The 19,596-nt window shown below is 71.5% G+C and carries 17 protein-coding genes, 1 tRNA gene and 1 riboswitch; of the genes, 13 read left to right on the forward strand and 5 right to left on the reverse strand.

Features of this window, described 5'->3' with window-relative positions; all coding sequences use genetic code 11:
- Positions 1-12: 12 nt before the first annotated feature.
- The 10 genes from AC07BS_RS25940 (at position 13) to AC07BS_RS25985 (ending at position 11,194) form a co-directional block, all read left to right on the forward strand.
- Positions 13-444: a DUF6479 family protein gene (locus AC07BS_RS25940; RefSeq protein ID WP_478649938.1), complete on the forward strand. Its 432-nt coding sequence runs from the start codon at positions 13-15 to the stop codon at positions 442-444.
- Between the two features lie 167 nt (positions 445-611).
- Positions 612-1,871, forward strand: a complete 1,260-nt coding sequence (locus AC07BS_RS25945) for a cytochrome P450 family protein (protein ID WP_478934658.1) — start codon at positions 612-614, stop codon at positions 1,869-1,871.
- A 186-nt stretch (positions 1,872-2,057) separates the two neighbouring features.
- Positions 2,058-3,053, forward strand: a complete 996-nt coding sequence (locus AC07BS_RS25950) for a transglycosylase family protein (RefSeq protein ID WP_478934659.1) — start codon at positions 2,058-2,060, stop codon at positions 3,051-3,053.
- 272 nt (positions 3,054-3,325) lie between these two features.
- A riboswitch (cyclic di-AMP (ydaO/yuaA leader) is annotated at positions 3,326-3,510 on the forward strand.
- Between the two features lie 4 nt (positions 3,511-3,514).
- Positions 3,515-4,246, forward strand: a complete 732-nt coding sequence (locus AC07BS_RS25955; protein ID WP_478934660.1) for a transglycosylase family protein — start codon at positions 3,515-3,517, stop codon at positions 4,244-4,246.
- Positions 4,247-4,507: 261 nt separating this feature from the next.
- Positions 4,508-5,788, forward strand: coding sequence for a phosphopyruvate hydratase (gene eno / locus AC07BS_RS25960; RefSeq protein WP_478649946.1), 1,281 nt, complete (start codon positions 4,508-4,510; stop codon positions 5,786-5,788).
- Between the two features lie 119 nt (positions 5,789-5,907).
- A complete protein-coding gene (locus AC07BS_RS25965; protein ID WP_478649948.1) occupies positions 5,908-6,378 on the forward strand; it encodes an FtsB family cell division protein in 471 nt (156 codons plus the stop codon).
- A gap of 79 nt (positions 6,379-6,457) precedes the next feature.
- Positions 6,458-6,994 carry a DUF501 domain-containing protein gene (locus AC07BS_RS25970; protein ID WP_478649950.1) on the forward strand — a complete coding sequence of 179 codons (537 nt, stop codon included), beginning with the start codon at positions 6,458-6,460 and terminating at the stop codon, positions 6,992-6,994.
- Positions 6,991-7,932 (forward strand): Ppx/GppA phosphatase family protein, encoded by a 942-nt coding sequence (locus AC07BS_RS25975; protein ID WP_478649952.1) that lies wholly within the window; start codon positions 6,991-6,993, stop codon positions 7,930-7,932. The genes AC07BS_RS25970 and AC07BS_RS25975 overlap by 4 nt, the downstream gene beginning before the upstream one ends.
- A gap of 378 nt (positions 7,933-8,310) precedes the next feature.
- On the forward strand, positions 8,311-9,687 hold the full coding sequence (locus AC07BS_RS25980; protein ID WP_478649955.1) for an NAD(P)/FAD-dependent oxidoreductase: 1,377 nt from the start codon (positions 8,311-8,313) through the stop codon (positions 9,685-9,687).
- 184 nt (positions 9,688-9,871) lie between these two features.
- Complete coding sequence (locus AC07BS_RS25985) at positions 9,872-11,194, forward strand: class I SAM-dependent methyltransferase (RefSeq protein ID WP_478649957.1); 1,323 nt, start codon at positions 9,872-9,874, stop codon at positions 11,192-11,194.
- A gap of 85 nt (positions 11,195-11,279) precedes the next feature.
- Here AC07BS_RS25985 and AC07BS_RS25990 read toward each other — a convergent pair whose 3' ends face one another.
- Positions 11,280-13,799, reverse strand: coding sequence for an ABC transporter permease (locus tag AC07BS_RS25990; RefSeq protein WP_478649959.1), 2,520 nt, complete (start codon positions 13,797-13,799; stop codon positions 11,280-11,282).
- 34 nt (positions 13,800-13,833) lie between these two features.
- The gene (locus AC07BS_RS25995; protein WP_478649961.1) at positions 13,834-14,616 is read right to left on the reverse strand and encodes an ABC transporter ATP-binding protein; all 783 of its coding nucleotides are present in this window, start codon (positions 14,614-14,616) and stop codon (positions 13,834-13,836) included.
- Between the two features lie 418 nt (positions 14,617-15,034).
- On the opposite strand from AC07BS_RS25995, the gene AC07BS_RS26000 reads away from it, so the two are divergent.
- Positions 15,035-15,117, forward strand: a tRNA-Leu gene (locus AC07BS_RS26000).
- Between the two features lie 211 nt (positions 15,118-15,328).
- The gene (locus AC07BS_RS26005) at positions 15,329-16,243 is read left to right on the forward strand and encodes a Bax inhibitor-1/YccA family protein (RefSeq protein ID WP_478649964.1); all 915 of its coding nucleotides are present in this window, start codon (positions 15,329-15,331) and stop codon (positions 16,241-16,243) included.
- Positions 16,244-16,358: 115 nt separating this feature from the next.
- Here AC07BS_RS26005 and AC07BS_RS26010 read toward each other — a convergent pair whose 3' ends face one another.
- Positions 16,359-16,589, reverse strand: a complete 231-nt coding sequence (locus tag AC07BS_RS26010) for a DUF4287 domain-containing protein (protein WP_478650111.1) — start codon at positions 16,587-16,589, stop codon at positions 16,359-16,361.
- Between the two features lie 98 nt (positions 16,590-16,687).
- Between AC07BS_RS26010 and AC07BS_RS26015 the strand changes: the two genes are divergently transcribed.
- Positions 16,688-17,014 (forward strand): hypothetical protein, encoded by a 327-nt coding sequence (locus tag AC07BS_RS26015; protein WP_478649966.1) that lies wholly within the window; start codon positions 16,688-16,690, stop codon positions 17,012-17,014.
- A gap of 35 nt (positions 17,015-17,049) precedes the next feature.
- On the opposite strand, the gene AC07BS_RS26020 is transcribed toward AC07BS_RS26015, so the two are convergent.
- Positions 17,050-17,862: a hypothetical protein gene (locus AC07BS_RS26020; protein ID WP_478934661.1), complete on the reverse strand. Its 813-nt coding sequence runs from the start codon at positions 17,860-17,862 to the stop codon at positions 17,050-17,052.
- Positions 17,863-18,318: 456 nt separating this feature from the next.
- Positions 18,319-19,539 carry an acetyl-CoA C-acetyltransferase gene (locus AC07BS_RS26025; RefSeq protein WP_478649971.1) on the reverse strand — a complete coding sequence of 407 codons (1,221 nt, stop codon included), beginning with the start codon at positions 19,537-19,539 and terminating at the stop codon, positions 18,319-18,321.
- Positions 19,540-19,596 lie beyond the last annotated feature (57 nt).

Genomic DNA, 19,596 nt, shown 5'->3' on the forward strand with positions numbered 1-19,596 from the left:
TACCCGCATCCCATGCGCACTCAGCACATGGACATCGCCCTGCCCCCCTGGGTCGGCGGCTTCGCCCCCTTCATCGTGGGGCTGTGCGTCGTCGCCCTGCTGCTCCTCGCCTTCGTGTACGGGCAGCGGTGGCGCGACCGGGAGCCCCCACCACCGAGCCAGCCGCAGCGCCGGCAGGGGGCCTGGCAGACGCCCCCGGAGCACAGCGCCGGCCCCAGCTCGCCCGACCACGGGCCCGGCCACGACGACGACGAGGAGGCGATCGGCTACGTCACCGAGCACCGCGAGTCGGACACCCTCCAGACGGAGGCCAACGGCGAGCGCGTCCTCCCGCACGAGATCAACAACCCGGGCAGCCATCCCGAGGAGCCGTCCGAGGAGCGCAAGAAATGGAGCCCGGGCAGCAGCGGCTCCTTCGGCAGCGGCGGCAGCAGCCACACCTGAGCGCTCCGCGGGAGGCGCCACGGCGGGGCGTCGATCAGCCGCGGCGCCGTCGTGGCTGGTCGCGCGGTTCCCCGCGCCCCTTCGGGCGCTGCCGCCGGGGGAGCGCCGGGAGCTCGCGACGTTCCGCCGGACAGGCCCCGGGGCCGCCCTTGGGTAGCGTCGGGGGCGTGCACGAGAACCGTACGCCCCCTGCCCCGCCCCTGTTCACCTGGGAATTCGCCACCGATCCGTACCCCGCGTACGCCTGGCTGCGCGAGCACTCCCCCGTCCACCGCACACAGCTGCCCAGCGGCGTCGAGGCGTGGCTGGTGACGCGGTACGCCGACGCCCGGCAGGCGCTCGCCGACCAGCGGCTGTCGAAGAACCCCGTGCACCACTCCGAGAGCGCCCACGGCAAGGGCAAGGTCGGCATCCCCGGCGAGCGCAGCGCCAATCTCATGACACACCTGCTCAACATCGACCCGCCGGACCACACCCGGCTGCGCCGGCTGGTCTCCAAGGCGTTCACCCCGCGCCGGGTCGCGGAGTTCGCGCCCCGGGTCCAGGAGCTGACCGACCGGCTCATCGACGGCTTCGGGGAGAAGGGGGAGGCGGACCTCATCCACGAGTTCGCCTTCCCGCTCCCCATCTACGCGATCTGCGACATGCTGGGCGTCCCGCGCGAGGACCAGGACGACTTCCGGGACTGGGCCGGCATGATGATCCGGCACGGCGGCGGGCCGCGCGGCGGAGTGGCCCGCTCGGTGAAGAAGATGCGCGGCTACCTCACGGAACTGATCCACCGCAAGCGGGAGGATCCGGGCGAGGACCTCATCTCGGGACTGATCCGGGCGAGCGACCACGGCGAGCACCTCACCGAGGACGAGGCCGCGGCGATGGCCTTCATCCTGCTCTTCGCCGGCTTCGAGACGACCGTCAACCTCATCGGCAACGGCATGTACGCCCTCCTCCGCCACCCCGCCCAGCGGGAGCGCCTCCAGCGCGCGCTGGCCGAGGGCGACGAGGGCCTGCTCGCCACCGGCGTCGAGGAACTCCTGCGCTACGACGGGCCGGTGGAGCTCGCCACCTGGCGGTTCGCCACCCGGGAGCTGACCCTCGGCGGGCAGCGGATCGCCGAGGGCGACCCCGTGCTCGTCGTGCTGGCGGCCGCCGACCGCGACCCCGAGCGGTTCGCCGATCCGGACACCCTCGACCTGGCCCGCCGCGACAACCAGCACCTGGGTTACGGGCACGGCATCCACTACTGCCTCGGCGCGCCGCTCGCCCGCCTGGAGGGGCAGGTCGCCCTCGCGACCCTGCTGCGCCGGCTGCCCGATCTGAGACTGGCCGCGGAGCCGGAGGATCTGCGGTGGCGCGGGGGCCTCATCATGCGTGGACTCCGCACGCTGCCCGTGGAGTTCACCCCCACCGGCCGGATGGATGGCTAACCCAAGCACCTTCCCCACGAGGCACGGTCGAAACGTGTGACCTCAACGTGACCTCCGCTACACCGGCTTGTGACTCCCCGGAGGCGTCGCTATCTTCGACGACCATCATCAGCCGCCGCACGAGAGGCCGAACACATGCGCTCAGGGAACGGTAGACATCGCCGCCCCCGCCAGGTACCCGCCATCGTGGTCGCGGCGGGGGTGACGGGCGCGAGCATCGCCATGCCGCTGCTCGCCGCCACCGGCGCCTCCGCCGCGGACGCGGACACCTGGGACCACGTGGCCCAGTGCGAGAGCGGCGGCACCTGGAGCGCCAACGCCGGCAACGGCTACTTCGGCGGACTCCAGCTCACCCAGGAGGCCTGGGAGCAGAACGGCGGCATCGACTACGCGCCGCGCCCCGACCTCGCCAGCCGCTCCCAGCAGATCGCCGTGGCCGACCGGATGCTCCAGGAGCAGGGCCCCGACGCCTTCCGGGGCTGCGCGGACAGCGCCGGGCTGAGCAAGGAGGCGCCGGCGGCCGACGTCAACCCCGGCGGCCTGGACCGGGCGCCCGAGCCCGAGGGGTCGCACAAGCCGGGGCACGAGCGTCCCGTGCCGTCCACGCCCGCGCACGAGTCCGGCAAGCCGTCCACGCCCGGCTCGGACGACAAGCACCCGGCGCCCGACACGTCGAAGACGCCCGGCACGGGCACCCCGTCGACCGGTACGCCCGGCGACGGCAACGGCAAGCACCGCAAGGACCCGTCCACCGACCCGTCGGGCACTCCGTCCGGCACTCCGTCAGGAACCCCCTCGGGCACGCCGTCGGGCACCCCGTCCGGCAGCCCCTCGGGCACGCCCGCGCCCGGCACGTCGCCCTCCGGCACGCCCGCCGACGGCGCCACCCCGTCCGCCGGCCCGTCCGCCGGCGCGGACACGGACCCGGGGGCGGGCACCGGCCGGCACCGGGCCGAGCCGTCGCGCTCCGGCGACGACGACCGCGCCTCGCGCGGCGACGCCCGGACGACCCCGGGCGGCCCGTCCGGCTACACCGTGCGGCCCGGTGACAACCTGTCGGAGATCGCCCAGCAGAACGCGGTCGACGGCGGCTGGAAGACGATCTATCAGAAGAACGCGAAGGTGGTCGGCTCCGACCCGGACGTCATCCAGCCCGGTCAGCGGCTCGACATCCGGAAGTAGCGCGGGGGTTCGGGCGGCGGAACGGGGCGAATGTCCGTTCCAGTCGAAAGTGAGACATGGGTCTCGTTCCGCTACGCCCGGAATCTCCCCGTCCGTTGCTCGAAACCCTTCTCCCACCTGCGGAAATGATCCTCTCTCAGTGGTCATAACAAGCAACTGTGGCTGAAAAGAGGGGTTTGAACCTGTCGGCCGCCTGTGTTTAACGTCGTCACCGCTCGCCATCGCGAGCACCTCGGTCGCCACGCCGAATCCTGCCGGCGGCCGGGGGAGTCGTCGCGCAAGCGCCGTAGGCAGGAGCGGGGGAACCACGGTAAGGCGCCGGAACGGCACGACGGCCAACGGCCGGAGGACCGGAACGGCTTGGGGTGAAGCCCCGGTGCGCGCCAGCGGACCGGGCCGGGCGAACTCACTAGCCCGAACCCGACAGCTCACCTCGTAGGCGTCGGTGAGGAAACCGACTTATGTCCAAGGGCAAGCACCGCCGTCCGTCCAAGGCCGTCCGGGTCGCCACCCTCGCCGGTGTCGCCGGTGTGGCCGTCGCCGCCCCGCTGATGGCCGCGACCTCCGCCAGCGCCGCCTCCGTCCAGGCCTGGGACAAGGTCGCCAATTGCGAGGCCGGTGGCAACTGGTCGATCAACACCGGCAACGGCTACTTCGGTGGCCTGCAGTTCTCGAAGTCCTCGTGGGACGCGGCGGGCGGCGGCAAGTACGCCTCGTACCCCCACCAGGCCAGCAAGGCCCAGCAGATCGCCGTCGCGGAGCGGCTGCTGGCCCTTCAGGGCCCGGGCGCCTGGCCCCGCTGCGGCGTCGGCCTGAGCAAGGGCGGCCCGGCCCCCGACATCGACGTCTCCGGCGGCTCCTCGAAGTCCAAGCCGTCGAAGTCCACCGGCGACCGCGACACCTCCACCAAGACCCACGCCGACCGTGGCCAGCGCCCGTCCGGCAAGCACGCCAAGCCGTCGCAGGGCACCGAGACCCCGTCCACGGGCAAGCAGACCCCGGGCAAGCACGCCAAGACCCCGACCTTCAAGAAGGGCGACGGCGAGTACGAGGTCAAGCAGGGCGACACCCTGGGCTCGATCGCCACGGCCAAGAAGGTCAAGGGCGGCTGGGAGAAGCTCTACGAGCTCAACAAGAAGATCATCGACGATGCCGATGTGATCTACCCGGGCCAGATGCTGCACCTCGGCTGAGCACGCCCGCACTCGTCCGACGGACCGCCCCGCTCCGATGCGCCTTCCCCCCCGAGCCGCATCGGGGCGGGGCTCCGCCGTTTCCGCCCGCCGGGCCGGCGCGAAGTCCCGTCCTCGTTGAGCGAACACACCGACGATTCATCCGGTGATCTCGGCTTTTGTGCCAATTTTCGGTCCGGTGATCGGTCCAAGGGCGGGCGCAGCCCCCGGCGCCCGTTAGGCTCGTGTCGCAGAACTCCAGCACACACGAAGGAGACCCTCGTGCCGTCCATCGACGTCGTCGTAGCTCGCGAGATCCTCGACTCGCGAGGCAACCCCACGGTCGAGGTCGAGGTCGGCCTCGACGACGGCTCCACGGGCCGTGCCGCCGTGCCGTCCGGCGCCTCCACCGGTGCCTTCGAGGCCATCGAGCTGCGTGACGGCGACCCCAAGCGTTACCTGGGCAAGGGTGTCGAGAAGGCCGTCCTGGCCGTCATCGAGCAGATCGGCCCGGAGCTCGTCGGCTACGACGCCACCGAGCAGCGCCTGATCGACCAGGCCATGTTCGACCTGGACGCCACCGACAACAAGGGCTCGCTCGGCGCCAACGCCATCCTGGGCGTCTCCCTGGCCGTCGCGCACGCCGCCTCCGAGGCGTCCGACCTGCCGCTCTTCCGCTACCTCGGCGGCCCGAACGCGCACCTGCTGCCCGTTCCGATGATGAACATCCTGAACGGCGGCTCGCACGCCGACTCCAACGTGGACATCCAGGAGTTCATGATCGCGCCGATCGGCGCGGAGTCCTTCTCCGAGGCCCTGCGCTGGGGCGCCGAGGTCTACCACACCCTCAAGAAGGTGCTGAAGACCAAGGGCCTGTCCACCGGTCTCGGCGACGAGGGCGGCTTCGCCCCGAACCTGGAGTCCAACCGCGCGGCCCTCGACCTCATCCTCGAGGCCATCAAGGAGGCCGGCTACACCCCCGGCCAGGACATCGCGCTGGCGCTCGACGTCGCCGCCTCCGAGTTCTACAAGGACGGCGTCTACACCTTCGAGGGCAAGGACCGCTCCGCCGCCGAGATGACCGAGTACTACGCCGAGCTCGTCGAGGCGTACCCGCTCGTCTCCATCGAGGACCCGCTGTTCGAGGACGACTGGGCCGGCTGGAACACCATCACCGAGAAGCTCGGCGACAAGGTCCAGATCGTCGGCGACGACCTGTTCGTCACCAACCCCGAGCGCCTGGCCCGCGGCATCGAGGAGGGCTCCGCCAACGCCCTGCTCGTCAAGGTGAACCAGATCGGCTCGCTGACCGAGACCCTGGACGCCGTCGAGATGGCCCAGCGCAACGGCTTCAAGTGCATGATGTCCCACCGCTCCGGCGAGACCGAGGACGTCACCATCGCCGACCTCGCCGTCGCCGTGAACTGCGGTCAGATCAAGACCGGCGCCCCGGCCCGCTCGGACCGCGTCGCCAAGTACAACCAGCTGCTGCGCATCGAGGAGATCCTCGACGACGCCGCGGTCTACGCCGGTCGCAGCGCGTTCCCGCGCTTCAAGGGCTGACCGTCCGGCGGGTTGAGCCTTAACGGCTGAGCTCTCGCCAGTCTCCGTACGTCCCCGGCCGCGGTCCCGTACCGTGTCCGGGGACGTACGTTCGTAGCGGACTCTCCAGGGGAGGCGACGTGGGCGCGGACCGGTTCTCCACCGCGACCAGGCTCAAGGCGCTCGGTACGGCGCTCGTGCAGGGCCCCGCCGCGGCGCGGGTCTACCGGGCGCGGCCGCCGCGGCGCAGCCGGCTCACGGGCCGGGCCGCGCTGCTGGCCCTCGTCGTCTGCTCCATCGTCGTCGCCCTCGCCTACCCGATGCGCCAGTGGGTCACCCAGCGTTCGGACATCGCCGACCAGCGGCGCCAGACGGAGCACACCCGCGAGCAGGTGAAGCTGCTGCGCGACGAGAAGGCCCGCCTGGAGGACCCCGCGTACATCGAGCAGCAGGCGCGCGAGCACCTCCACTACCTCCGCCCCGGCGAGACCGGCTACAGCGTGGTGGGCGGCGGCGGGACCACCCGGCCGCCCCGGGACCGGGGCACGGCCGACCGGCCCTGGTACAGCAACCTCTGGGAGGACGTGGACTCCGCCGACGGGCAGCGCTGACCGGCCCCGTCCTCCCCGCCCGGTCCTCCACCGGGCATCCCAGACCCCAGACCGAGCAACACCGAGTACGAGCGAGCACATGGACACCCCTCCGCCTCAGACCGAGTCCACCGAGCCGACCGCCGCGGACATCGCCGCGTTCAAGGAGCAGCTGGGGCGGCCGCCGCGCGGCCTGCGCTCCATCGCTCACCGCTGCCCGTGCGGCAACCCCGACGTCGTCGAGACCGCGCCGCGGCTGGAGGACGGCACCCCGTTCCCGACCCTCTACTACCTGACGTGCCCGCGCGCCGCGTCCGCCATCGGGACCCTGGAGGGTTCCGGGCTGATGAAGGAGATGCAGGACCGGCTGGCGACCGACCCCGAGCTCGCCGCCGCCTACCGTGCCGCGCACGAGGACTACATCCGGCGCCGGGACGCGATCGAGGTGCTGGAGGGCTTCCCGAGCGCCGGCGGTATGCCGGACCGGGTCAAGTGCCTCCACGTGCTCGTCGGCCACTCGCTGGTCGCGGGGCCGGGCGTGAACCCCTTCGGCGACGAGGCGCTGGCGCTGCTGCCCGAGTGGTGGAGCAAGGGCCCGTGCGTGACCCCGTGCGCCGGTGAGGAGGGGTGCGCGTGACGCGCGTCGCCGCCGTCGACTGCGGGACGAACTCCATCCGGCTGCTCATCGCCGACGCCGACCCGGCGACCGGCGAGCTCAAGGAGCTCGACCGCCGGATGACGATCGTCCGGCTGGGCCAGGGCGTGGACCGCACGGGCCGCTTCGCGCCGGAGGCGCTGGAGCGGACGTTCGCCGCGTGCCGGGAGTACGCCGAGGTGATCAGGGCGCACGGTGCCGAGCGGGTGCGCTTCGTGGCGACGTCCGCGTCCCGCGACGTGTCCAACCGCGAGGAGTTCGTGCGCGGCGTGGTGGACACCCTGGGCGTGGAGCCCGAGGTGATCAGCGGGGACCAGGAGGCGGAGTTCTCCTTCACCGGCGCCACCCGTGAGCTGACCGGCCGGGACGACCTGGCCCGGCCGTATCTGGTGGTGGACATCGGCGGCGGCTCCACGGAGTTCGTGGTCGGCGACGCCCATGTGCGGGCCGCGCGCAGCGTCGACGTGGGCTGCGTACGGATGACGGAACGTCATCTCGTCGTGGACGGCGAGGTGACGGACCCGCCGTCGGCCGAGCAGATCGCCGCGATACGTGCCGACGTCGAGGCCGCGCTGGACCTGGCCGCGGAGACCGTCCCGCTGGGCGAGGCCCGCACCCTGGTCGGCCTGGCCGGCTCGGTCACCACGGTCGCGGCGATCGCGCTCGGTCTGGACGAGTACGACTCGGCGGCCATCCACCACTCCCGGATCTCCTACGAGCGGGTCCGCGAGATCACCGAGCGGCTGCTGGGCTCCACCCACGCCGAGCGCGCCGCGATGACCGTGATGCACCCCGGCCGGGTCGACGTCATCGCCGCCGGGGCGCTCGTCCTGCGCTCCGTGATGGAGCGCTGCGGGGCCCACGAGGTGGTCGTCAGCGAGCACGACATCCTCGACGGGATCGCCTGGAGCGTCGCCTGAGGGGCCTCGGGAACCGCCCTGGGAGTGGTCCGCCGAGGAATGTTCGTGAAATCCTTCACATGAAAAAGCGGTCCTAGGACCCCGGAAGGAGGCCTTCTGGCCCCCTTCCGGGGCCCTGTGGCCCCTCGCGGCCGGAAACCGTGTGGTTTCCGCCGTCTTAAAGAAACGCTTATGCGGAACCCCGCCGGAACGTGGTCCAGTCGCCGCCGGCGTCGCAAGGCCAGTTCAGCGGGGGTGATCAACGCCCGGCGGGGTCAGGTGGTTCCACCACGGGCCTATGGCGTCGGTCACGGGGGCGGCGGAGTGTAGCAGACCCCCCTCGGGCTCTTGTGAAGGGGCTCACGAGCACCCCTGTGTGGAGTGCTGGATACTCGAACCATGAGCACCACGGAGCGTCCACGGATCCTCGTAGTAGGCGGTGGGTACGTCGGCCTGTACGCGGCACGCCGCATCCTCAAGAAGATGCGCTACGGCGAGGCGACCGTCACGGTCGTCGACCCGCGCTCGTACATGACGTACCAGCCCTTCCTTCCTGAAGCAGCCGCCGGCAGCATCTCGCCGCGCCACGTCGTGGTGCCGCTGCGCCGCGTCCTGCCCAAGGCGGAGGTTCTCACCGGCCGTGTCACCACGATCGACCAGGACCGCAAGGTTGCCACGATCGCGCCGCTCGTCGGCGAGGCCTACGAGCTGCCTTTCGACTACCTGGTGATCGCGCTCGGCGCCGTCTCCCGTACCTTCCCGATCCCCGGCCTCGCCGAGAACGGCATCGGCATGAAGGGCATCGAGGAGTCCATCGGCCTGCGCAACCACGTTCTCGAGCAGCTCGACAAGGCCGACTCGACGAAGGACGAGGAGATCCGCCGCAAGGCGCTGACCTTCGTCTTCGTCGGTGGTGGCTTCGCCGGCGCCGAGACGATCGGCGAGGTCGAGGACATGGCGCGGGACGCCGCCAAGTACTACCCCAACGTGAAGCGCGAGGACATGCGCTTCATCCTCGTCGACGCCGCGGACAAGATCCTCCCCGAGGTCGGTCCCAAGCTCGGCGAGTACGGCAAGAAGCACCTGGAGAGCCGCGGCGTCGAGATCTACCTCTCGACCTCCATGGACTCCTGCGTCGACGGCCACGTCGTGCTGAAGAACGGCCTCGAGGTCGACGCCAACACGATCGTGTGGACCGCGGGCGTCAAGCCCAACCCGGCCCTGGCCCGCTTCGGCCTGCCGCTGGGTCCGCGCGGCCACGTCGACACCTCCGAGACCCTCCAGGTCCAGGGCACCGACTACATCTGGGCCGCCGGCGACAACGCCCAGGTCCCGGACATGGTCGGCCGCAAGGCGGGCAACGAGAACGCCTGGTGCCCGCCGAACGCCCAGCACGCGCTGCGCCAGGCCAAGGTCCTCGGCGACAACGTCCTGTCCGGCATGCGCGGCTTCCCGCAGAAGACGTACTCGCACGCCAACAAGGGCGCCGTGGCCGGCCTCGGCCTCCACAAGGGTGTCGCGATGCTGGTCTTCGGCAAGACGAAGATCAAGCTCAAGGGCCGTCTGGCCTGGTACATGCACCGTGGCTACCACGGCATGGCCATGCCGACCTGGAACCGCAAGATCCGTATCTTCGCGGACTGGACCCTCGCCATGTTCCTCAAGCGCGAGGTCGTCTCCCTGCGTGCCATGGAGAACCCGCGCGAGGAGTTCTACGAGGCCGCCAAGCCGGCCCCGCAGCCCGCGGCCAAGACCGAGAAGGCCAAGGCCTCCTGACCTCGGGTCACCGCTGAACGGCAGAACAGTCGCATACCGCCGAAGGGCGTCCACCAATCCGTGGGGTGGGCGCCCTTCGGCGTACCCGGATCCGTCGCACGGGGAAGGACTACAGCGGGACCTGGCGGCGTTTCAGATGTCAGGTGCAACGATCTGCTGACCCTTCTTCATGGAGGTGTGCGACATGGCCGAGGCCGCTCGACGGCTCACCGCCCTCGCGGAACGCGCCCTGGGCGCCCCGCTCCCCGTCCGGGTACGGGCCTGGGACCGCAGCGAGTCAGGCCCGCCCGGCACCCCCGTCCTCGTCGTCCGGCGCCGCCGCGCCCTGCGCCGGCTGCTGTGGAAGCCCGGCGAGCTCGGCCTGGCCCGAGCCTGGGTGGCCGGCGACCTCGACATCGAGGGCGACCTCTACACGGCCCTGGAGCTGCTCTCCGGCTCGTTCTGGGAGCGTGACGAGGACACCGCCTCCCGCCGCACCGGGCCGGCCGCCGTGCTGGGCGCCCTGCGCGACCCGGAGTTCCGTGCCGTGGGCCGCGAACTGCTCCGGCTCGCCGGGCCCTGGACGCCGCCCGCCCCGCCCCCCGAGGAGGCCCGCCGCACCGGCGGCCCGCTGCACACCCTCCGCCGCGACAAACAGGCCATCAGCCACCACTACGACGTCGGCAACGCCTTCTACGAGCGGGTCCTCGGCCCCTCCATGGTCTACTCCTGCGCGTACTGGGGGAGCGACGGGGACGGCGCCTCCACCCTCGAGGACGCCCAGCACGCCAAGCTCGACCTCGTCTGCCGCAAGCTGGCCCTGGCGCCGGGTACGCGCCTGCTCGACGTCGGCTGCGGCTGGGGCTCCATGGTGCTGCACGCCGCCCGTACGTACGGGGTGAGCGCCGTCGGCATCACCCTCTCCGAGGAACAGGCCGCCTACGCCCGCAAGCGCATCGCCGAGGCCGGTCTGGCGGACCGGGTGGAGATCCGCGTCCAGGACTACCGCGAGGTCTCCGACGGGCCCTTCGACGCCATCTCCTCCATCGGCATGGCCGAGCACGTCGGCTCCGCCCGCTACGCCGAGTACGCCGCCGACCTCCACGGCCTGCTGCGGCCCGGCGGCCGGCTGCTCAACCACCAGATCGCCCGCCGCCCGCTGCGGGACGAGGACGGCTACACGGTCGACGCCTTCATCGACCGCTACGTCTTCCCCGACGGCGAACTCGCGCCCGTCGGACGGACCGTGGCCCAGCTGGAGGAGGCCGGCTTCGAGGTCCGCGACGTCGAGGCCCTGCGCGAGCACTACGGGCTGACGCTGCGCCGCTGGGTGGCCAACCTGGAGGCCCACTGGGACGAGGCCGTACGGCTCACCTCCCCCGGGCGGGCCCGGGTCTGGCGGCTGTACATGGCCGCCAGCGCCCTGTCCTTCGAGCGCAACCGCATCGGTGTGAACCAGGTGCTGGCCGTCCGCACCCCGCGGAGCGGCGCACCGGGCCTGCCGCTGCGCACCCGCGACTGGCGCTGAGCCCCGCCCGCGGGTATGCCGAAGGGGCCCGGTCCGTACGGACCGGGCCCCTTCGCCTCCGTGCCGCGGCGTGCGCCGCGGGCCGCTACTCGGCCTTGATGGCCGAGAGCATGTTCAGCTTGGCGGCCCGGCGGGCGGGCCACAGCGCGGCCAGCACACCGACCACGGCGGCCAGCAGCAGGAAGAGCCCCATCCGGCCCCACGGGAGGACCAGCTCGTAGGTGTTCAGGCCCTTCTTGATGAGGTCGCCCGCGGCCCAGCCGAAGAAGACACCGAGGCCGACGCCCATCACACCGCCGAAGAGCGAGATGACCAGCGACTCCAGGCGGACCATGCGCTTGATGCCCTTGCGGTCCAGGCCGATGGCCCGCAGCATGCCGATCTCCTGCTGACGCTCGAAGACGGACATCGCCAGGGTGTTGATGACGCCGAGGACGGCGACCACCACGGCCATGGCCAGCAGGCCGTAGAGCATGTTCAGCAGCAGGCCGATGGCCTTGGATATGTTGTCGGAGATGTCCTTCTTGGTCTGGATCTGGATGGCGGGGTTGTCGCCGAGGGCCTTGCGCAGCGAGTCCTCGACCTTCTCACCGGGCCCGCCCTTGACCTTGATCATGACCTGGCGGTCGTCGACCTGGCTCTGGTGCGGGGCGAGGGTGTCCTTGTCGATCCAGACGCCGCGCATCAGGTCGTTGCCCTTGTAGACGCCGCCGACCGTCAGCTTGCCCTTCTTGCCGTCCTCGAAGGTGACGTCGAGGGACGAGCCCAGCTTCCAGTGCTGGGTGCGGGCCGTGGCGTCGTCCACGACGACCTTGTCACCGGTGAGCCCGGCGACCGAGCCGGCCGTGAACTCGAGGTTGGTGACCTTGGCGATGTTCCTGCCGTCGACGCCGGTGAGGCTCTGGTGGTCGCCGCCGATGCGGGCCGGGGAGCTGCGCAGCGGGCTGCTGGCGGTGACGTCCGGGTGGGCGGCGAGCTTCTTCTCCACATCGGTGGACAGCGGGGTCATGCTGGCCATGGAGACGACGTAGTCGGCCTTCAGGGAGCCCGTGGCCATCTTGTCGATGGCCTGCTGCACGCTGCCGGCGATGACGGTCAGGCCGGTGATCAGGGTGAGGCCGATCATCAGCGCGGAGGCGGTGGCGGCGGTGCGGCGCGGGTTGCGGACCGCGTTCTGCCGGGCCAGCTTGCCGGGCATCCCGAAGAGCCGCAGGACCGGAGCGGCGGCGGCGATCACCGGGCGGGACAGCAGCGGCGTCAGCACGAACACGCCGATGAGGACCAGGCCCGCGCCCAGACCCATCATGGTCGAGCTGGTGGCGGTCAGGACGATCGCGGCACCGATGGCGGTGATGACGCCGCCGATGGAGTTGCGGACCACCAGGGACTTGGTGGTGGCCACCGCGTGGACGCTGTTCATCGCGGCGACCGGCGGGATCTTCGCGGCGCGGCGGCCGGGCAGCCAGGCGGCGAGCATGGTGACGACGATGCCGACGGTCAGCGAGGTCACGATCGTGCTGGGCTCGACCACCAGCGGGCCGTCCGGGATGGTGGCGCCCGTGCCGCTGATCAGCGCCCGCAGGCCGGTGCCGATGCCGATGCCCGCGAGCAGACCGGTCACACCGGCGACCGCGCCCACCACGAACGCCTCGATGAGCACCGAGCGGGTGACCTGGCGGCGGCTCGCGCCGACCGCGCGCAGCAGCGCCAGCTCCTTGGTGCGCTGGGCGACCAGCATGGTGAAGGTGTTGGCGATGATGAAGATGCCGACGAAGAGGGCGATGCCGGCGAAGACCAGCAGGCTGGTCCGCATGCCGTCCATGCTCTGGGAGATCATCCGGCTCTGCTCGTCGGCGAGCTCCTTGGCCGTGGTGGCCTCGGCGTTCTTGGGCAGGATCTTCTCGAGGGAGCTCTTCAGCGCCGTCTGGGAGGTGCCGGCGGCGGCCTTCACGTCGATGCGGCTGAACTCGCCGGGCTTGGCGTAGAGCTTCTGCGCCGTGGGGGTGTCGAAGAGGGCGAGGCTGCCGCCCGCGGAGACGTTGCCGTCGTCGGTGGTGAAGACGCCGGTGAGCTTCTGCGACAGGACGGGGCCGTCGACGGAGATCCGTACGGTGTCGCCGACCTTGTAGCCGGCGCGGTCGGCGGTCTTGGCGTCCAGCGCGATCTCGTTCGCGCCCTGCGGGGCGCGGCCGCTCTTCAGCGGGTAGCGGGGGTCCTTGCCTCCGGCGCCCGGGTAGTAGTTGGCGCCGGAGGAGGAGAAGCCCTCGCCGACGAGCTTGCCGTGCTTGTCGGCGATGGCGGCGAAGCCGCTGACCGAGCCGGTGGCGGAGGCGGCGCCGGGGGCGTGGGCCGCCCGGTCGAGGAGGCGCTGGGTGAGCTGCGGCGTGGCGCCGGGACGGTCGCCCTCGTCGGACGTCCGGTGGGGCTCGATGGCGACGTCGACGCCGGTGAAGCCCTTCTCGGAGCTCTTCTGGAAGGCCGCGGAGATGGTCGAGGTGAAGACCAGGGTGCCGGAGACGAAGGCCACGCCGAGCATGACGGCGAGGACGGTCATCAGCAGCCGGGCCTTGTGCGCGAGCACGTTGCGCAAGGCGGTGCGGAACATGGAGGTCAGTCCTGGGGGTCGGATCCGGCGGTGGTCAGCTCGTGCGGCCCTTGGCGTCGAACCGCTTCATGCGGTCCAGCACCCCGTCGGCGGTGGGCGTGCTCATGTCGTCGACGATGTTGCCGTCGGCGAGGAAGACCACGCGGTCCGCGTAGGAGGCGGCGACGGGGTCGTGGGTGACCATCACGACGGTCTGGCCGAGCTCGCGCACGGAGTTGCGCAGGAAGCCCAGGACCTCGGCGCCGGAACGGGAGTCGAGGTTTCCGGTGGGCTCGTCGGCGAACATGATCTCGGGGCGGCCGGCCAGGGCGCGGGCCACGGCCACGCGCTGCTGCTGACCGCCGGAGAGCTGGTTCGGCCGGTGCTTGAGGCGCCCGGACAGGCCGACCGTGGAGACGACCGTGTCCAGCCACGCCTGGTCGGGCTTGCGGCCGGCGATGTCCATCGGGAGCGTGATGTTCTCCAGGGCGTTCAGCGTGGGCAGCAGGTTGAAGGCCTGGAAGATGAAGCCGATCTTGTCGCGGCGCAGCCGGGTGAGCTTCTTGTCGTTCAGGGAGGTCAGCTCGGTGTCGCCGATGCGGGCCGAGCCGCTGGAGATGCTGTCGAGGCCGGCCATGCAGTGCATGAGGGTCGACTTGCCGGAGCCGGACGGGCCCATGATCGCGGTGAACTCGGCCTGCCGGAAGTCGACGGAGACCGCGTTCAGCGCGACCACCTGGGTCTCGCCCTGTCCGTAGACCTTGGTGAGATCCGTGGCACGGGCGGCGACCGCGGTGCTGCGCACGGCGGTCGGGACGCCGAAGGGGGTGGTGGTCACGGGGAAGCGCTCCTGTCGGGACGGCGGTGCGGGGGACTACTCCATGGTCCGCCGTCCGCGGGCCGCCGGGATCAGCCGGAGCGCCGGTTCCCGGGGCAGTCCCGAGAGGTACGGTCCGCGGTCCCCGTCATCCTTGGGTAGGAGACGGAGCCCTTACCGAGAGCGACGAGATTGCGACAATTCCCCTTCCCTTCCGGCGGGCGGGGGTGAACGGGGGGGATCGGCCTCTGGCATGTGCCAATGGCGTCATCCCTGCACTGATGGAGGCTCAGTTGCCAATAAAATAAGACAACCTCGGGTCACCGTTCCGCTGATCGGGGGGCGTCACCCGGCTAGGCTCGTCCTGCTCTCCTCGGGGGGAGGTTCGGGGGGAAGGTTCGCGCAGTCCCGCCATGCCCCGCGCCCGGCCGAGAGTCCCGCCCGGATGGTGGAATGCAGACACGGCGAGCTTAAACCTCGCTGGCCCTTCGGGCCGTGCCGGTTCAAGTCCGGCTCCGGGCACCTCTCCGCCACGCGGGACCCCTGTATTGCCATGGACGACGCGTTAAGAGTGCCGCAATTCGTGGTACTCCCGGAACCGCCGGACGCGGGTTCGCGTTGTCCGGTACGGGGCCCGGCGAAGAAAAGATCCTTCCGTAGCAGGAGAGTCTTTCCTTTGCTCCCCCATTACCCTTGACGCCAAGGCCGCGCAGGGTGGCCATGGAGGAGTGAGATGAGGAGCAGGAACCCGGTCTTCTCGCGACGGGGCTTCAGCGGCGGTCACGCGGGCTTCGACGCGGGCCGGCAGGCCGGGACCGCGGCCCAGGGCAACCCGTACGCCGGTCAGCAGCAGTACGCCCAGAACCCGTACGCGCAGAACCCCTACGCGCAGCCCGCCAATCCCTACGCGGCCAACCCGTACGCGGCCGATCCGTACGCCGGTGGGCCCGACCTGCAGCAGGGCTACCCGCCGCAGGCCCCCGCGCGCGCCGCCGACCGCATGACGATCGACGACGTCGTCGCGCGGACCTCCATCACCCTGGGGCTCGTGGTCCTCGCCGCCGGTGCGGCGTGGGCGATGCGGCTGCCGGTCGGCGTCGGCTTCGCGGCCGGCATCGTGGCGATGGTCCTCGGCCTCGTGCAGTCCTTCCGGCGGACGATCTCGCCGGCGATCATCCTGGCCTACGCCGCCTTCGAGGGTCTCTTCCTCGGTGTGATCAGCCAGGCCTACAACGAGGTCGCCAAGGGCGCCCCGATGCAGGCCGTGCTCGGCACGATGGCCGTGTTCGCCGGTGTGCTGATCGCGTACCGGACCCGGATCATCCGGGTCAACGCGCGCTTCACCCGCTTCGTGATCGCCGCCGCCATCGGCTTCTCGCTGCTGGCGATGGTCAACTTCGCGGTCGCCGTCTTCGGCGGCGGCGACGGCATGGGTCTGCGCAGCGGCGGCCTCGGCATCGTCTTCGGGCTCATCGGCGTCGTCATCGGTGCCGCGTTCCTGGCGCTGGACTTCAAGCAGGTCGAGGACGGCATCCAGTACGGCGCTCCGCGCGAGGAGTCCTGGCTGGCCGCCTTCGGTCTGACGATGACGCTGGTGTGGATCTACACCGAGATCCTCCGCCTCATCGCGATCCTGAATAACGACTAGCCCTCCGCCACGGCGCGCCGCATAAATCCACGGCGCGCCGCGGCAGAGGCACCGGGGCCCGGGAAGACCACTGTTCGGTCTTCCCGGGCCCCGTTGTTTTCGCGGCGCGCGCCCGCTACCGAAGCTTCCGCGCGGCCCGTCGGAGGTCGTACTCGTGGACGATCGCCTTTGCGTGGCCGTAAGCGAGATTGTGCTCTCCGCGCAGCCAGCTCACCTTCTCCTCGAAGCGGAAGAGAGAAGGTCCTTCTTCGACCGTGCGCAGCCAGTCGGCCACTTCGCGGCCGGTGCAGGCGGGGATTCGGGAGAGCAGGTTCCGGTGGGTCTCGTCGGAGAAGACGTGCGACATCGGCGCCTCCGGACGCGTGGAATGATGGTCCTTCATGTCACCGTGCCCGAGTGTTCAAGCGTTGGCAACAGTCGGTCGGCGGCGCATAGGCTCGTGGCGTGGATGATGTGACGCCTCTCCTGGCCGCCGTGGACAGCTTCGCCGACCGTCTGCGGACGCTGCCGCAGTCCCGACTGAGCCGCGGTGCCGCGGCGGAGGCGCTGGCCCTGGCCCGGGAGCTGGCCGCGTGGGCCCAGCGGATCGAGGAGCCCGGCGTGGCCGAGCCGCGGGAGATGCCGGACGCGGGGATGTTCGCGGTGGCGGACCAAGTGGCGGTGGCCGGCCATGATTTGGCCGAGGCGCTCATGGCCTCCGGCGATGTGGCGAAGGGAGTGGCCGACGCCGTGGAGCTCGTGACGGCCGCCGGGCGCCGCTGCGGGCTCTAGGGCCTGCCCGGGCGCGTACGGCGGCGGGCGCCACGTCAGAGGGACGCGATGACCCGGTCCGCCAGGACGTAGACGCTGCCCGTCGCGCACCGGAACGTCAGGGCGTAGGCGCCCGAGACGCCGGAGCCCCCGAGGAGCACGGGCGCGTCCCCGGCGCGCAGGGCGTCGGCGAGGCGCTCGGAGGTCTCGCGGTGCCCGGGGGTCATGCAGACGGTGGTGCCGTCGGCGAAGACGTAGACGTCGAGGGTGCCCAGCGGGCCGGGCCGGACGTCCGCCAGCGGGACGCCGGCCTCCGCCAGCTCCTCCAGGCGCTCGACGGTGCGCTCGTGATCGTCGGGCGCGGCGCCGGCGGCCGCCGCCGGCGAGAAGTCGGGGTGCGAGGGGTGCCGGCGGCGGGCCGCGGCCAGCTCGGGGGAGTCGGCCGCCTCGGCCTCGTCGGCCGGGTCGGTCTGGCGGGGCAGGTAGAAGCCGCCGTAGGGGCTCTCCAGGAGCGGCTCGTCGCCCAGCCCGTGGAGGCCGCCCAGCAGGGACGCGGCGTCGGTGGCGCCGGTCAGGTCGCGGGCCTCCTGCGCGGCCCAGAACGCGCGGGCCTCGGCCAGCTCCCGCTCGCGCTCCTCGGCGAGGGCGTCGGCCACCGCGGCGCGTATCTCGGCGAGCTCGGCGACCGGGGCGCTGCGCGCCGGCGGCACCGCCGCGGCGCGCGCCTCGCGCTCGGCCGTCGCGGCCGCCAGGTCGGCGCGCAGCTCCGTGATCTGCCGGCGCAGACCGCGCGTGCCGAGGAGGGCGGCGGTGCCCGCGGCCGTGGCGGCGGCAGCGGCCAGCAGCAGGGCAAGAGACATGGCGCTCACTGGCGAACTCCCGGTTGGTGTGGATCCCCCGAATTCCTACCTCAGCTTCGCGCACGCCTCCGGGCGGGCGCAGTGCGAAACGTCATGAATCGGGCGGGACTTAGGTCCGGGACGTTCTACCTTCAACCACTCTGACCTGCGGAAACGAATCTCCCCCGGGACGTTGGTCACATCCTGGGGGAGATTCGGTCACGTTTCGGCAAGGTCCGTGACGGGTGCTCCTGGCAGTTGCCGGGGGCCCTGCATCACCCAGCCATTAGCTCAACCGCTCGTGCTTGTGGTCGCGCTGAGCTTCGCCTCCGCTGCGGGCAGGTGCCGCCTTCGTTCCTCAGGCGACCCCTACCCTCCGCTGCGGCTCAGCTCAGCCGCTCGTGCTTGTGGTCGCGCTGAGCTTCGCCTCCGCTGCGGGCAGGTGCCGCCTTCGTTCCTCAGGCGACCCCTACCCTCCGCTGCGGCTCAGCTCAGCCGCTCGATCACCATCGCCATGCCCTGGCCGCCACCCACACACATCGTCTCCAGGCCGAACTGCTTGTCGTGGAACTGGAGCGAATTGATCAGCGTGGTCGTGATGCGCGCGCCCGTCATGCCGAACGGGTGGCCGACGGCGATGGCGCCACCGTTGACGTTCAGCCGGTCGATGTCGATGCCCAGGTCGCGGTAGGAGGGGATCACCTGCGCGGCGAAGGCCTCGTTGATCTCGACCAGGTCGATGTCGCCGATCGTCAGGCCGGCCCGCTTCAGGGCCTGCTTGCTGGCCTCCACCGGGCCGTAGCCCATGATCTCCGGCGAGAGCGCCGAGACGCCGGTGGAGACGACGCGGGCGAGCGGGGTCAGCCCCAGCTCCCGGGCCTTGGTGTCGGACATGATCACCAGGGCGGCGGCGCCGTCGTTGAGCGGGCAGCAGTTGCCGGCGGTGACCAGGCCGTCGGGGCGGAAGACCGGCTTGAGGCCCGCCACGCCCTCCATGGTCACGCCCGCGCGCGGGCCGTCGTCCATGGAGACGACCGTGCCGTCGGGCAGCGTCACCGGGGTGATCTCGCGCTGCCAGAAGCCCTTGGCGATCGCCTGCTCGGCGAGGTTCTGCGAGCGGACGCCGAACTCGTCCATGTCCTCGCGGGTGACGCCCTTGAGGCGGGCGAGGTTCTCGGCGGTCTGGCCCATCGCGATGTACGCGTCCGGGACCAGGCCGTCCTCGCGCGGGTCGTGCCAGCCTTCGCCGCCCTGCTCGGCGCGGGCGGCCGTACGGGCCTCGGCGTCGGCGAAGAGCGGGTTGTGGGTGCCCGGCATGCCGTCGGAGGAGCCGTTGACCGAGCGGGAGACGGTCTCCACGCCGGCCGAGATGAAGACGTCGCCCTCGCCCGCCTTGATGGCGTGCAGCGCCATGCGGGTGGTCTGGAGCGAGGAGGCGCAGTAGCGGGTGATCGTGGTGGCGGGCAGGTGGTCCATGCCCATCTGCACGGCCACGATCCGGCCGAGGTTGTGGCCCTGCTCGCCGCCGGGCAGGCCGCAGCCGAGCATCAGGTCGTCGATCTCGCGCGGGTCGAGGCCGGGGACCTTGTCGAGCGCCGCCTGGATGATCGCGGCGGTGAGGTCGTCTGGCCGCATGTCCTTCAGGGAGCCCTTGAAGGCGCGTCCGATGGGGGAGCGGGCGGTTGAGACGATCACGGCTTCGGGCATCACGGCTCCAAGGGCGCGAGAGGGCTGACGTCCGGGAAGTTACCCGCCCGTAGCCCT

It is taken from the genome of Streptomyces sp. NPDC044063, assembly GCF_056434285.1.

Coding starts and splice junctions, on each gene's coding strand:
- AC07BS_RS25955 (WP_478934660.1), top strand. CDS start 3,515: ATGTCCAAGGGCAAGCACCGCCGTCCGTCCAAGGCCGTCCGGGTCGCC.
- AC07BS_RS26005 (WP_478649964.1), top strand. CDS start 15,329: ATGAGGAGCAGGAACCCGGTCTTCTCGCGACGGGGCTTCAGCGGCGGT.
- AC07BS_RS25985 (WP_478649957.1), top strand. CDS start 9,872: ATGGCCGAGGCCGCTCGACGGCTCACCGCCCTCGCGGAACGCGCCCTG.
- AC07BS_RS25970 (WP_478649950.1), top strand. CDS start 6,458: ATGGACACCCCTCCGCCTCAGACCGAGTCCACCGAGCCGACCGCCGCG.
- AC07BS_RS26010 (WP_478650111.1), bottom strand. CDS start 16,589: ATGTCGCACGTCTTCTCCGACGAGACCCACCGGAACCTGCTCTCCCGA.
- AC07BS_RS25990 (WP_478649959.1), bottom strand. CDS start 13,799: ATGTTCCGCACCGCCTTGCGCAACGTGCTCGCGCACAAGGCCCGGCTG.
- AC07BS_RS25980 (WP_478649955.1), top strand. CDS start 8,311: ATGAGCACCACGGAGCGTCCACGGATCCTCGTAGTAGGCGGTGGGTAC.
- AC07BS_RS25940 (WP_478649938.1), top strand. CDS start 13: ATGCGCACTCAGCACATGGACATCGCCCTGCCCCCCTGGGTCGGCGGC.
- AC07BS_RS26025 (WP_478649971.1), bottom strand. CDS start 19,539: ATGCCCGAAGCCGTGATCGTCTCAACCGCCCGCTCCCCCATCGGACGC.